The sequence below is a fragment of the Vibrio sp. OPT24 genome, from assembly GCF_015163545.1.
In the GTDB taxonomy this organism is placed as follows: domain Bacteria; phylum Pseudomonadota; class Gammaproteobacteria; order Enterobacterales; family Vibrionaceae; genus Vibrio; species Vibrio cyclitrophicus.
This window is the reverse complement of the sequence record NZ_JADDYI010000005.1, coordinates 105,256-118,084: the sequence shown is the minus strand read 5'-3', so window position 1 is coordinate 118,084 and position 12,829 is coordinate 105,256. Positions and strand designations below refer to the sequence as shown.

11 protein-coding genes are annotated in these 12,829 nt (G+C 42.3%); 3 read left to right on the top strand and 8 right to left on the bottom strand.

Features of this window, described 5'->3' with window-relative positions; translation table 11 throughout:
- The first annotated feature begins 19 nt into the window (after positions 1–19).
- Positions 20–1,222, top strand: a complete 1,203-nt coding sequence (gene fabV / locus IQO02_RS02260) for an enoyl-ACP reductase FabV (protein ID WP_010441474.1) — start codon at positions 20–22, stop codon at positions 1,220–1,222.
- Between the two features lie 225 nt (positions 1,223–1,447).
- Here the strand turns inward: fabV and IQO02_RS02255 are convergent, their stop codons facing one another.
- Entirely contained in the window at positions 1,448–3,130 is a 1,683-nt protein-coding gene (locus IQO02_RS02255) for an aspartate:alanine antiporter (protein ID WP_010441471.1), read from the bottom strand.
- A gap of 249 nt (positions 3,131–3,379) precedes the next feature.
- Complete coding sequence (locus IQO02_RS02250) at positions 3,380–3,643, bottom strand: GrxA family glutaredoxin (RefSeq protein WP_009847069.1); 264 nt, start codon at positions 3,641–3,643, stop codon at positions 3,380–3,382.
- A gap of 469 nt (positions 3,644–4,112) precedes the next feature.
- Between IQO02_RS02250 and IQO02_RS02245 the strand changes: the two genes are divergently transcribed.
- Positions 4,113–5,405, top strand: coding sequence for an iron-containing alcohol dehydrogenase (locus IQO02_RS02245; protein ID WP_016793756.1), 1,293 nt, complete (start codon positions 4,113–4,115; stop codon positions 5,403–5,405).
- A 131-nt stretch (positions 5,406–5,536) separates the two neighbouring features.
- Here IQO02_RS02245 and IQO02_RS02240 read toward each other — a convergent pair whose 3' ends face one another.
- The 5 genes from IQO02_RS02240 to IQO02_RS02220 all read right to left on the bottom strand — a co-directional run bounded on the left by IQO02_RS02240 (position 5,537) and on the right by IQO02_RS02220 (position 11,096).
- Positions 5,537–6,391: a MurR/RpiR family transcriptional regulator gene (locus IQO02_RS02240; RefSeq protein ID WP_004734686.1), complete on the bottom strand. Its 855-nt coding sequence runs from the start codon at positions 6,389–6,391 to the stop codon at positions 5,537–5,539.
- A 359-nt stretch (positions 6,392–6,750) separates the two neighbouring features.
- Positions 6,751–8,394: a pyridoxal-dependent aspartate 1-decarboxylase PanP gene (gene panP, locus IQO02_RS02235; RefSeq protein WP_010441464.1), complete on the bottom strand. Its 1,644-nt coding sequence runs from the start codon at positions 8,392–8,394 to the stop codon at positions 6,751–6,753.
- A 119-nt stretch (positions 8,395–8,513) separates the two neighbouring features.
- The gene (locus IQO02_RS02230) at positions 8,514–9,041 is read right to left on the bottom strand and encodes a hypothetical protein (RefSeq protein ID WP_010441462.1); all 528 of its coding nucleotides are present in this window, start codon (positions 9,039–9,041) and stop codon (positions 8,514–8,516) included.
- Between the two features lie 174 nt (positions 9,042–9,215).
- Positions 9,216–10,121: a lysine exporter LysO family protein gene (locus tag IQO02_RS02225; RefSeq protein ID WP_010441460.1), complete on the bottom strand. Its 906-nt coding sequence runs from the start codon at positions 10,119–10,121 to the stop codon at positions 9,216–9,218.
- A gap of 54 nt (positions 10,122–10,175) precedes the next feature.
- Entirely contained in the window at positions 10,176–11,096 is a 921-nt protein-coding gene (locus IQO02_RS02220) for an HDOD domain-containing protein (protein ID WP_010441455.1), read from the bottom strand.
- A gap of 357 nt (positions 11,097–11,453) precedes the next feature.
- Here IQO02_RS02220 and IQO02_RS02215 point away from each other — a divergent pair, with 357 nt between their 5' ends.
- Complete coding sequence (locus IQO02_RS02215; protein ID WP_010441453.1) at positions 11,454–12,035, top strand: TfoX/Sxy family DNA transformation protein; 582 nt, start codon at positions 11,454–11,456, stop codon at positions 12,033–12,035.
- Between the two features lie 132 nt (positions 12,036–12,167).
- Here the strand turns inward: IQO02_RS02215 and IQO02_RS02210 are convergent, their stop codons facing one another.
- On the bottom strand, positions 12,168–12,710 hold the full coding sequence (locus IQO02_RS02210) for a hypothetical protein (protein WP_004734692.1): 543 nt from the start codon (positions 12,708–12,710) through the stop codon (positions 12,168–12,170).
- Between the last annotated feature and the right edge of the window lie 119 nt (positions 12,711–12,829).

Genomic DNA, 12,829 nt, shown 5'->3' with positions numbered 1-12,829 from the left:
TTTTTTAAGGAAGTTGAATATGATCATCAAACCTCGAATTCGCGGATTCATCTGTACTACAACACATCCAGTCGGTTGTGAAGCTAATGTAAAAGAACAAATTGCTTACACAAAAGCTCAAGGTCCAATCGCAAACGCACCTAAACGTGTATTAGTTGTTGGCTCTTCAAGTGGCTACGGCTTGTCTTCACGTATTGCGGCTGCATTTGGTGGCGGCGCTTCAACTATCGGTGTTTTCTTCGAGAAAGCCGGTACTGAGAAAAAGCCGGGCACAGCTGGTTATTACAACTCAGCAGCGTTCGACAAGCTTGCTAAAGAAGAAGGCCTGTATTCAAAGAGCCTTAATGGTGATGCTTTCTCTAACGAAGCGAAACAGAAAACAATTGACCTGATCAAAGAAGATCTAGGCCAAATCGATATGGTTGTGTACTCACTGGCGTCTCCAGTGCGTAAAATGCCAGAGACTGGTGAAGTGATTCGTTCAGCTCTAAAACCTATCGGTGAAACATACACATCCACGGCTGTTGATACGAACAAAGACCTGATCATTGAAGCAAGCGTAGAGCCTGCTACTGAAGAAGAGATTAAAGACACTGTTACTGTAATGGGCGGTGAAGATTGGGAACTTTGGATCAACGCGCTTTCAGAAGCTGGTGTTCTAGCTGACGGTTGTAAGACAGTTGCTTACAGCTACATCGGTACTGAACTAACGTGGCCAATCTACTGGGATGGCGCGTTAGGTAAAGCGAAGATGGATCTAGACCGTGCAGCATCAGTGCTAAACGAGAAGCTAGGCCAAACTGGCGGTACAGCAAACGTTGCTGTCCTTAAGTCTGTTGTGACTCAAGCAAGCTCGGCTATCCCTGTTATGCCTCTTTACATCGCTATGGTGTTCAAGAAGATGCGTGAAGAAGGTATCCACGAAGGTTGTATGGAACAGATCTTCCGCATGTTCAGCCAACGTCTATACAAAGAAGACGGTAGCGCTGCAGAAGTTGATGAAGTGAACCGTCTACGCCTAGACGACCTAGAACTTCGTGACGACATCCAAGAACATTGCCGTAACCTATGGCCTCAAATCACAACTGAAAACCTAAAAGAACTGACAGACTACGTCGAGTACAAAGAAGAGTTCTTGAAGTTATTCGGTTTTGGTGTTGAAGGTGTGGATTACGAAGCTGACGTTGATACAGCGGTTGAATTTGATGTAGCTGACATCTAATTCGAACAATCGAATAAAACGAAATAGGCGCTCATTGAGCGCCTATTTTTTTATCTGTAGTTTGAGAAAAATGACGAGCTGATTTGATATGCGCAGAGAGCTAAAAGACAGATGAGAAAGATAGGGAAAAGAGAAGAATATAACGAGTAATAAAAATGCACTAATCCAAAGGTGAATTAGTGCATTAAAAATATCTAACCTAAAGCGCTCTTAACACCTAAGAGATTAGCTAATAATGATGATGAAGGTACCCGCTAAGGTCATCAATATATTGGCTATCGCATAGGTACCTGCATAACCCAGAGCCGGAATGGTTGAGCGAGCGTGGTCGTTTACGATATCCATCGCAGGCGCGCAGGTTCGAGCGCCAATGATGGCTCCAAATAATAAAGCTCGGTTCATCTTCAGCACATAAGCGCCGACCAAGTAGGCGAAGAATACTGGTAGAACACTCACCACCAGAGCAATACCAATGACCTGTGGTCCAACTTGGGTTAAGTGCTCGAATATCTTGCCACCGGCGCTTAAACCTATACCGACCATAAAGAACATCAAACCGAGGTCTTTGACCATGTTTAACGCACCCTGAGGTACGTAACCAAAGGTAGGGTGGTTTGCTCTTAAGAAGCCAAGCATGATCCCCGACAATAGCAGGCCGACTGCATTGCCTAAGCCAAACGAAACCTGACCGAATGTCATGGTGATCAAACCAAACAAAATGCCCAGAATGAAGAAGCTACAGAAAGCCATCAAGTCTGCCATTTGGCTGTGGATCGAGATGAAACCAATTTTCTCAGCTAAGCCGTGAACACGACTCTTTTCACCACTCACTTGCAGCACGTCGCCTTTGGAAAGCACGATGTTTAAGTCCATCGGCATTTCAATTTGTGCTCGAACTACGCGGTTAAGGAAACAGCCATACTCAGACAGATTGAGATCTGAAAGACGTTTACCTGCGATATTGTCACTTTTAACGACGATCTCTTCTTCTACGATTCGTAGATCGAGAAGGTTACGGTCGAAAACTTCTTTACCATTACGGAAGCTTGGGTCGAGACGAGCGTGGCTATCAGGGAAGCCTACCAATGCAATCTCATCGCCTTCTTGCAAAATTGCGTCACCATCAGGGTGGGCGAGAATACCGTTACGGCGAATACGTTCAATGTAACAACCCGTTTGACGATAGATACCTAGTTCACGCAGGTTCTTACCGTCTGTCCAAGATATAAGCTCTGGTCCCACGCGGTAAGCACGAATTATTGGAAGATAAACCTTACGTTGGCCAGATGCCCCTAGACCGCGTTCTTGAGCGATTTGCTCTGCTGAGTCATGCAGGTTTACTTTTTGAAGTTTTGGAATGAGGCGAGCGAACATAATCATACTGATTAAGCCGACTAAGTAAGCCATCGCATAACCCACAGAAAGGTTTTCGATGATCAAACCTAAATCCATGTTTCTTGGTAATTCTGCAATCCCAGAATTGAGAGCATCTTGAGCACCAACTAATATCGGCGTTGCCGTTAGGGCTCCCGCCATCATGCCTGCTGATAAGCCAAAGTCTAAACCAAGGTAGTGGCTGCTGAAATACGTTAAAGCAATTGCGGTAGAGAGTACGACAAGGCTAAGAATAAGGTAATGCTTACCGTCTCTGAAGAAGATACCGAAGAAATTAGGCCCAGCTTCGATACCAACACAGTAAATGAAGAGCATAAAGCCAATAGTGAGCGCATCTGCATTAAACGAAAAACCCAGATGTCCCATGATAAGGGAAGTAATCAGAACACCGATTGAGTTGCCGAGTTGGAGGCTACCGAAACGAATTTTACCAATGGCTAAACCAATCGATAAAACAACAAAGATGAGAAGGATAGGGTTTTGTTCTAGCAGAAAAACAACGTCGATATTCACAGCGGTCGCTCAATAATTGGCGTGAAACACAGGGTAAGTTTGAGAGGTGAATTGTATCTAAATATAAATAAATTATAAGCGATATTTTGCTATTTTACTTGATTTTGACCTGATTCTTATTCGGTACGAAAACTTGTTATGAAAAAAACCCGCTACAGGGAGCGGGCTTTATATAAATCTGACAGTCTAACGGTAAACTGGTTAGCTGCTTAAGGCTTTAACCTCGATGCTCGTAAGAGACAATTTAGCTTAGTCAAAAAGGCCTAAGTTTTCTTTTGCGTATGCTTCAAATTCTGTGCAACCGCCAATGTGGTCTTGGTCGATGAAAATTTGTGGCACTGTATCTACCGGCTTACCTACTGTTTTTTCCAGGTCAGCTTTGCTGATGCCTTCAGCGTGAATATCAACATAACGGTAGTTGAAATCATCACGCTTCGCTTTAAGAGTTTCAGCATGCTCTTTTGCACGAACACAGAATGGGCAAGCTGGGCGACCAAAAATAACTACAAACATTTCATTTCTCCTAAATACGGGATGAGGCTCGTTAACCTAAATATGTCAACTATTCTTAAACTGAATACGACTCAAAAATTCTTGAAACCAACTATGCCCTAATGCCTTAGGGAAATAAAGATGGAATTGCCTCTTAATACAATAGGTTTTGCCTATCAGAGCAAATAATGTTCATAAAAAAGAACATGGCAGTTCTCTTGTGAATGTTGACGATGAGTACCCTTATTATAAGAATGTGAATTACCCCTAAAAATAGGACTTTAATCTGTCTTTAATACGACAAGTTGCACCTCGTCAAAAAAATCAGCTGCAGAACGAGGCATCTTAGAAACAGATATAGAACCACACTCTGTATTCTTCGCTGATGTTACTACGTCAATATCGTGGTTATGTTTGAAACACAAACGTCATATTCCAAATACCAAGAGTTCGCAGTTTTGTTTAGTCATACATAGGCGCAGGAGGCACCATGTTTCAGTTTATGACATCTACAAAGATCATCTTTGGTGATGGGGCATTAAAGGCTTCATTGTCTCTCTTTAATCAATATGGCTACAGTGTTCTATTGGTTACTGGTAATACGTTAGAACGAACTTCAATCGTCACCGATTACTTTGATGCGCAAAGCATACGTTATCAACACATTGCGGTCTCAGGTGAACCCAACATAAAAATGGTAGAAGAAGCCGCCATTTCTGCTCGTCGATTTAAACCTGACATGGTAGTGGCCATGGGTGGAGGCAGTGCGATTGATATGGGGAAAGCTTTAGCGGCGATTCTACCTAATCAAGGTAATTTATACGACTATGTAGAAGTGGTTGGTCGTAATGTTCCTTTGAAAACCAAACCTATTCCGTTTATCGCTATCCCTACAACGGCGAGTACGGGGGCAGAAGTAACTAAGAATGCGGTGCTCAAATCAGGCCAAGATCAAGTCAAGGTTAGCCTTAGAAGCCCAGACATGCTGGCGAACGTTGCGATTGTTGACCCTACTTTAACTCATGGCACTAATCTGTATCTATCGGGGCGTGGTGCGATGGATGCATTTACTCATTTAATGGAAGCCTATGTGTGTGGTGACCCTAACCCGCTGACCGATATGATTTGCGAGGAAGGGCTGCGTAAATTGAGTTCATCTGTGGTTCGGGCATGTATTGATGATGAGCCACAAGCACGTTGTGATCTAGCGTTTGCCTCTATGCTTGGTGGAATGGCAATCACTAATGCTAAGCTTGGTGCTGCTCATGGTTTAGCGTCTGCGCTAGGTGGTAAAATTTCTGCGCCACACAGTATTATTACGGCTCGGTTAGCGCCATATGTAATGTTAGAAAACATTGCCGTAGCAAGAGAACAGAAACGAGACGACATCTTAGTACGTTATAAACGAATTGCTCAAATAGTGACGTATAATATAGAGGCTAAAGAGGAAGAGGCCGTTTCTTGGTTATCTGGAACATTAAATACTCTCCAGTTACCAAGTCTACTCGAATTTGGTGTGTGTGCCGCTCAGTTTGATGAAGTGTCAGCCGATGCATTAAAATCGGTCGCAATTAAAGGCAATCCGCTACCGCTGAATCGAGAAAGGTTAGTACATATTTTACAGCAAGTTTGTGAGGAGTGCTGTTGTGATCAGAGCTCTGATAAGAACGCTTTATTGAATCAAAAAGATCGGTCTCAAGAGGTTGAGTCGAGTTTTACATATATTAATTCTTATGCGTCTGAAAACGGAGTGGTTGAAAAAGGCAATAGTTGGACTATTTAACCGTATTTGTTTTGGTAAAGAGAACATTAAAAAAATTCTTTCGGAAAGACAAATAAAAACGGAGCACTAGGCTCCGTTTTTTAATTCGACTTGTTCTCAAGTCATGTGCTTTCTGTTCATGTCTTAGCAGGTTAGAACTGAGAGTACTTCTCGTAACGTGAATCACGAAGTGACTCTTTAACGCGTTTTAGGTTCTCTCTGAAACCAGAGCCACGACGAAGCGTAAAGCCTGTTGCTAGCACATCGATAACCGTCATTTGAACGACACGGCTTGCCATTGGCATGTAAACGTCTGTGTCTTCCGGTACATCCAATGAGATAGACAATGAACTCGCTTTATCTAGTGGAGAGTCTTTTGCTGTGATAGCAATAACTGTCGCACCGTTTTCACGCGCTAAGTTCGCGATCTCAACTTGGCTTTTAGTTCGGCCTGTATGAGAGATAAGAACAATAACGTCGTTATCACTGCAGTTAATGCAGCTCATTCGTTGCATCACGATGTCTTCGAAACATGTGATCGGAATATTAAAACGGATGAACTTGTTTTGAGCATCTTTGGCTACAGCAGAAGAGGCACCCAGTCCGAAGAACGAAATGCGTTTTGCTTGAGTCAGCAAGTCAACCGCACGGTTTACCTGCATCGCGTCGAGACTGTTTTTAGCAACGTCTAAACAAGCCATAGTCGATTCGAAAATCTTGTGTGTATAAGCATCTGGGCCATCATCTTCTTCAACGTTACGGTTCACGTAAGGTGTACCGTTCGCCAAGCTTTGAGCTAGGTGAAGTTTAAAGTCAGGGAAGCCTTTTGTGTCTAAACGACGACAGAAGCGGTTAACTGTTGGCTCACTCACGTCAGCCATTTTAGCTAAGGTAGCAATGCTAGAATGAATTGCAGTTTGAGGGGAAGCCATAATTACTTCGGCTACCTTACGCTCAGACTTGCTGAAATTTTCCAGGTTTTTTTGTATTTTTTCTAATGTATTCATAGTGTTCACAAGGGTATAGAGAACAACTTGCTAGTTAATATCTTTTTACCAGGGGGTATGGCTGAAACAAATATCAGTAAAACATGACTCAAAATATTTTTTTGCATGTAAATACCGCTGCTTCAAATAGATATCAAGCTAACTAGCACCATATAGTCAGTATAAACCCAACATACTATTTACTAATACAAAAACACGGCATGAATGCTTAAGAATATGACAAACCTCAACAAAATTTTAGAAAACTACAGAACTGGAAGAGATTTTGAGTAAAAAGAGTGCAAATTGAGTACGAACTGACAGCTTAGTTACATCAAAAAGAAAGAAATTTTCAATTTGATGCAACTAAAATTGAATGGCTATGTGTTGATTTGCGTAACCAACTTGGTGATTTTACCCATCAAGTTAGGGGCTAGTGTCGATATTTCGCGCTGTTCTTCAAGTACCGAAGAAAGAATGTCGTTGCCTGTTAGTGGGTTCGCTAACACAACACGGAAAACGATGATTGGTTGATGCGCCCAAACTTCAGGGTTCAAACGAGTTCTTGAAACAAAAGATCGACCTGTTTCACGTTGTTTTTTCTGAATGAACTTAGTGAGCTCGTTCAGCAACTCATTCAGTTCAATACGTTCTTTTGCATCGGCTTTAAGTAGGGCGGCTTTAACTGATTCAGGCACATAGCGGTAAGTCAGTAGGCAAAGTTCAGGCTCTGATACCAATTCAAAATCGTTTTGTTGCTTGATCAAGTCGGCAAAGTAGCGCGCTTTGTTAATACTCTGGTCGATCAGTAGCTCATAACCTGGACGACTGATGATGTGCATCGAAGCATAAACCAGCATGGCCATGCCTGAGCGAGAGCCTTCTAACGTATGGCTGCCGAGATCTTTAGATCCTTTACGCAAAATATATTGAGCATGATGTTCAATAGCAGTCATTGCGTCTGGTTTTTTAAACAGAACCATACCCGCACCCATAGGGATATAAAGCTGTTTATGTGCATCAATCGTAACTGAATCCGCCAGCTCAATGCCATCAAGCAGGTGGCGATAATTATTCGACATTAAAGTCGCGCCGCCCCAAGCAGCATCCACATGGAAGTGGCAATCAGATTCAGCACATACCTCGGCAATGTCTCTTAACGGATCGATATTACCGGTTTCTGTTGTACCCGCTACGCCAATAACAGCGAAAGGTTTTATCTTGTTCTGCTTGAGTTGTTCTATTTTCAGTCTTAGATCGTCTGTGCAAATTCGGTTGTTGTTGTCGGTTTTAACAGACACTAGGCCTTCTTGACCGATACCGAGTACATCAGCGGCTTTTTTAAGAGAGTAGTGACCACGTTCAGAGACTAAGATGGCAAGGCCTTCATAGTCGTAGTGCTTCATGGCTTTGAATAAGCCTTCTTTCTCGACACCTTTGAACGAACCTTGTGCTTTCAGTGCATTGTTACGTGCAACCCAAAGCGCAGTAATGTTCGCGATGGTACCTCCAGAACAAAACGCACCTAGAGAGTGGTTTGCGCTGTGCATCCAACGAGAGTAAAACTGATCACTATCTTGATAAATCAAGCGATGTAGCATGCCCAGAACTTGACGTTCTAGGGGAGTAAAAGCTTTTGAGGTCTCGATTTTTACTAGATTCTGATTGAGGGCAATCATTATCTTAGAAAGCGGCATCAAGAAATACGGCAGGGCAGACGTCATGTGGCCAATAAAACTTGGCGACGACGTATGTACCGAATGAGACACGAGAGAATCGAGTAGATGCTCAGTATGTTCAGAAACAAATTCAGGCTGCTCAGGGATATGAGCATTTGAAAAATCTTTCTCAATTTCACGCAGCGGCTTTTCTTCAGCCACAATGTGTTCACGTAAGAATTGATTCAGGTTTCGTGAAAGTTTGTCTTCAATTTGAGTGAGTGTTGAATCTGGGCCTTCAGGTACCGTGAAGATACGTAAAAGACTGTCGAAGCTAACATCTGCTGTTTTTTGTTCCGTAACCATAGCAAGCGAGTTATTTTTTTTTATATTGACGCGAGCGGGACAATCTAAACGAAAACGGGAACAATGTCCCGTCTTAATTATGAAATCCAACTTCTCAAAAAAGCATATTAAATGAGGGGTTATTTACATTTAATCGCTTCAAGTTTAGCAATTGACTGGTTGTAGCGCTGCAGTGCTGTGTCGATCTGCTTAGGGTGACTAAGCAATTCTGCAAACGCTGAACGTAGTTCGTAGTTTTGAGCGTGAGGCGTTGATTGGCGGTCATCGAACGTTGTTTTTGCGATTTGGCCAAGCTCATCATTACGCGTTGAAAGTGTCTTAATGTCGTGTTGTTCTAATTGCAACCAACCTTCAACTGGCTGCTCAGTAGCGACTTTACTTGAGTCGTTAACTAGGTAGTAATTGACCGCGGCACGATTAAGTTCAAAGTGGTGTTTACGACCTTCTAGGAACCACTCACTGACTTCTGTTAACTCTGGGTACTGTTCAGACGTTAAAGCAGCAAGGTCGGCATACCAATTCAAAGAAGCGTCGATGTACGCATCATATTTTGTTGCTTGGCACTGATTTGTTTCAGACATAGAATCTGCTGCAAAAGAGAAAGTAGAAGTTGAAGCTAGCAGTAATGCGACGCAAAGGCGTTTCATAGTGGTTCCTTTTGTAAGTTTATTCTTTTTATAACTTTGTCGTTACAGAGTACCGTGATCATTATTTGTTGAGCAATGACACTTCGTGTCTTTTTATTTCGGTAACTGTATCGGTATCTTGGGCATTTCAATTCGAGATGCATTCTAATCTAAAACAATTACTATTCCTGCGATCTAGTTAGCAAGAGATACAAAGAACAACATCAAAATCGGGACAAGCAAGCTTAAAATAAAGCCACTGACAATCGCGATAGGAACGCATCGAACGCCTCCTGTGGTTTGAATCACAGGTAAGGTGAAGTCCATCGCCGTTGCCCCCGCATAACCAATCGAGGTGCATGGATAGCTACGAATCAGAACTGGAATCAATACCAAGGCAACCAGTTCTCTTAGCAGCTCAAGCATGAAGGACGCCCCCCCATAGACTGGACCAAAGGCGTCACCCATCAAAATACCGGCCAATGAGTACCAACCAAAACCTGAAGACATCGCCAAAGCTTTGAACAGAGGTATATCAAGAAGATAAGCCGCGATAACGCCACCTACCAATGAGGTGATGACGATTGTTACCGCGATAACCATGCCGTGCTTGTTGAGCAAGATTTGCCGAAGCGTTAGTCCGCTATTACGAAGTTGGATGCCGATGAAGAACAGAAGTACAAACAAAATCCATTCACTGGCGGTATCGACCCAATCCAGGCCGATAGGCAACACCAAGCCAGCGATAAGGCCAGAGCCCACCACTAAGATTAGCTTGGCCGATTCCATCGCCATAGAGGACAGAGGGAGCTTCTTTTTGCTGCTGTCAGTTTGAAGTGGCAGTAATTTATCAATAGCAGGCAGTGCCATTAGGTTACAAGCACCCAAGCAAACAAAGAAAGTGACAGTATATAGAAGGATTGTCTGCAGGTTGCTACCTAGATTATCAAGCGCGGCTAAGCTTAGGCCCATAAGCGCCAAGATCACGTAAATTAAACGCGAGGTAGAGCGGTTGATAAACTCTAGCGTTTGAATATTTGAAATAGAAAAAAGATACCCCACGACGAGTGGTGCAAATATAAAGATCATCCCTGTAAACATGCTTTCCCCATTGCATTTACTTCAAATTACATATACTTAGCTTTTAACGGTTGCCTAGAAGCCGCTAGTGTTTATAACGTCGTTTAGCTTTGCATTAAAATCATGTTTACTCAAGTTGCTTAATTTATAAAGCACCTCTGCACCAGTCACATTCAGTTCAACTTCGTGCTCGTCGATGTTCTCGTCCTTGTTTCTGAACATCAATAGGTGGTTAGCAATTCTAGCGATATCCAGGTAAGACACTTCACGCTCTTCTTGTATATTGATGGTGTTGCTACACACATCAATAAAGTCGCTATCGAAACCCCAACGTCGTAAAACTAGCTTACTTGTCGCCGAACACTGACCTTGGAAGATTTGCAGGGCGATATCGTGGTTGAGGTAGTTACCGTTTTCGAGATAGAGGTGATATTCGCTGACTAAACAGAACAAACCTATGTCTGCTAATAACCCAACAAGCAATGATTTTTCATGTTCAAGATAGCGATATTCAATAGGGGAAAGCTCTTTGAATCCATTGGTCACGAGAACCATGGTCGCGCCAAGCTCTTTGGACACAGAAGCACTCTGGACCAAAAGTTGGTTACATTCGTTGCTAAGGTTTACTGAATGCTTGAGTTGCTCAATTGCTTGAGCTGTAACAATGTCGCGTACTCTCAATATACCGAGGCGAGAAACCGCTGTCACAATATCGACGCAAGTAATGTTGCGTCTGTTAAAGACGACAGAGTTAGCAACGCGAATCACAACGGCCGTGAGGCCCGGGTCCTCAAGTAAGCACTCGGCAACTTCGGCAATCCCGGTTGAATCGAGGGTACAAAGTTTCTGAATTTTGAGTACAACGTTAGGTATAGGAGGAAGTGTTATTTTTCCCGCTGAGATAGAATGACCAACTAATTGGGCAAACTCTGATTCTAGGCCCTTTAATAGAAGAGCTTTATTTTGTGGTAGCCAGAAAAACGATAAATGATTCATATAAAAAACAACAGCAGGTATGTCGTACTATTTTACAAGCCACGATGCTGAGAGGCAATACTGATCGGGCCACATAAGCTCCGAAAGTTTGAACCGATGTATCACCAAATGTCAGTATTCTACTCAAATTTGATAGTTTACTGTGAAGTCAATCATGAAATACTGGAATAGACAATTAATTGATGTGAACTAAGTCCAGACTTATTTTTCTTTTCGAAGTATCATTTATTTTAAAGGTGAGAGACGAAACATAATATTCATCTAAACAATAAAAAATAGATTAAAAATTTTTCGCATAAAAAGCTGCTTGTCTGGTGATCAACCTAATCGGGGTAATTTGATTAAGGATCAACGGATATGACCGAGACAGCATTTATTAATTACATGAATCAATTTGGTAAGCATCAAAAACGTTCTATGTTCGGAGGTATGGGCCTCTTTCAAAATGACGCCATGTTCGCTTTGTTGAGCGAAGGTTGTTTATTTATTAGAGGTGGAAAGTCATTAGATAAAAAACTGACAGATCTTGATTGTGAAAAGTATCGTCATGTAAAAAAACAGACGACAGCAACCGTAAACTATTACGATATTACTGACTTGTTTACATGTGAACACCCTGATTTGGATAGCATTATTCGTACTTCAATCGATAATTCAATTCAGCAACGTAGCTTCAAAAAATCATCAGCTAGCCGTCGATTAAGAGATCTTCCGAACATGCAACTTACACTAGAGCGCATGGTTAAGAAGGCGGGTGTGGATGATGTTTCAATGTTTATGCAGCTAGGCGCACCTGAAGTGTTTAATAAGGTTCGCAAAGCGTACGGCAATGATGTTGACCTAAAACTACTTTGGAAATTTGCGGGTGCAATTGATGGTATCCATTGGAAACTGTTACAAGAACCACGCAAGCAGCAATTATTAAAGAGCTGCCACTAAAGAAGTTGTTCCTATATGCTTAAGATTATTGTTAATAAATAAAAACCGAGGAATATCCTCGGTTTTTTTGTTTCTGTCTTAGCCTTGATTATTGGAAAGCTAAGTGCCCATTGAGAGCAATCTTTTCAAGTATTAGTACTTGAAACGAGCTGTGAACATTAGCTGATCACCGTAGAAGTCGTTGATACGAGCTTCTGCACCTAGAGAAAATAGCTCTGTAGAGTGGAAACGTGCGTAAACAGAACCAGTCCAATCATCATTGTCATCGATTGAAACGTAACCACCTTTACCACCCACTTCTAGTTGTGGACCAAGCCATTGGCGAACACCAACGTTTATTTCCATACCTATATCCGTCGAACTAGAGTTCTCAGGTTGAACGATGCGCGCTAGCATTTCACCTGTTAGATCTGCCCAGTTGTTTAATGGTGCGTGGAAACCAAGACCTACAGCTGAATCGTAATCGCCTTCAAATTCTGAATCGATACGTGCGATAGCGTGAGCATTCGGGTGAATTGACTTACTGAACGCGCCACCAAACGTTACTGGGCTAGCACCGATACGTGCTTCAAAGTAATCGTAGTTAAAGTTGCTCATTACTTGTGGTTGTTCATCAACAGCTAGTGCTTGGCTAGATGCCAGTAGCATAGCGGTAGTAAGTAGAATTTTGCGCATAACGACAGTAAACCTTTATTTGTGTTAATTCCTTTGGTTTGAGATAAATCAGGCAAACCATAAACATTGAGACAGTTTAATCTAACTCACGGAAAAGTAATCCATAAAAATGCCATTCA

Bases quoted from the DNA above. Each gene is read 5' to 3' on its own strand.
- fabV (WP_010441474.1), top strand. From the start codon at position 20: ATGATCATCAAACCTCGAATTCGCGGATTCATCTGTACTACAACACAT.
- IQO02_RS02250 (WP_009847069.1), bottom strand. From the start codon at position 3,643: ATGTTTGTAGTTATTTTTGGTCGCCCAGCTTGCCCATTCTGTGTTCGT.
- IQO02_RS02245 (WP_016793756.1), top strand. From the start codon at position 4,113: ATGTTTCAGTTTATGACATCTACAAAGATCATCTTTGGTGATGGGGCA.
- IQO02_RS02240 (WP_004734686.1), bottom strand. From the start codon at position 6,391: ATGAATACATTAGAAAAAATACAAAAAAACCTGGAAAATTTCAGCAAG.
- panP (WP_010441464.1), bottom strand. From the start codon at position 8,394: ATGGTTACGGAACAAAAAACAGCAGATGTTAGCTTCGACAGTCTTTTA.
- IQO02_RS02230 (WP_010441462.1), bottom strand. From the start codon at position 9,041: ATGAAACGCCTTTGCGTCGCATTACTGCTAGCTTCAACTTCTACTTTC.
- IQO02_RS02225 (WP_010441460.1), bottom strand. From the start codon at position 10,121: ATGTTTACAGGGATGATCTTTATATTTGCACCACTCGTCGTGGGGTAT.
- IQO02_RS02220 (WP_010441455.1), bottom strand. From the start codon at position 11,096: ATGAATCATTTATCGTTTTTCTGGCTACCACAAAATAAAGCTCTTCTA.
- IQO02_RS02215 (WP_010441453.1), top strand. From the start codon at position 11,454: ATGACCGAGACAGCATTTATTAATTACATGAATCAATTTGGTAAGCAT.
- IQO02_RS02210 (WP_004734692.1), bottom strand. From the start codon at position 12,710: ATGCGCAAAATTCTACTTACTACCGCTATGCTACTGGCATCTAGCCAA.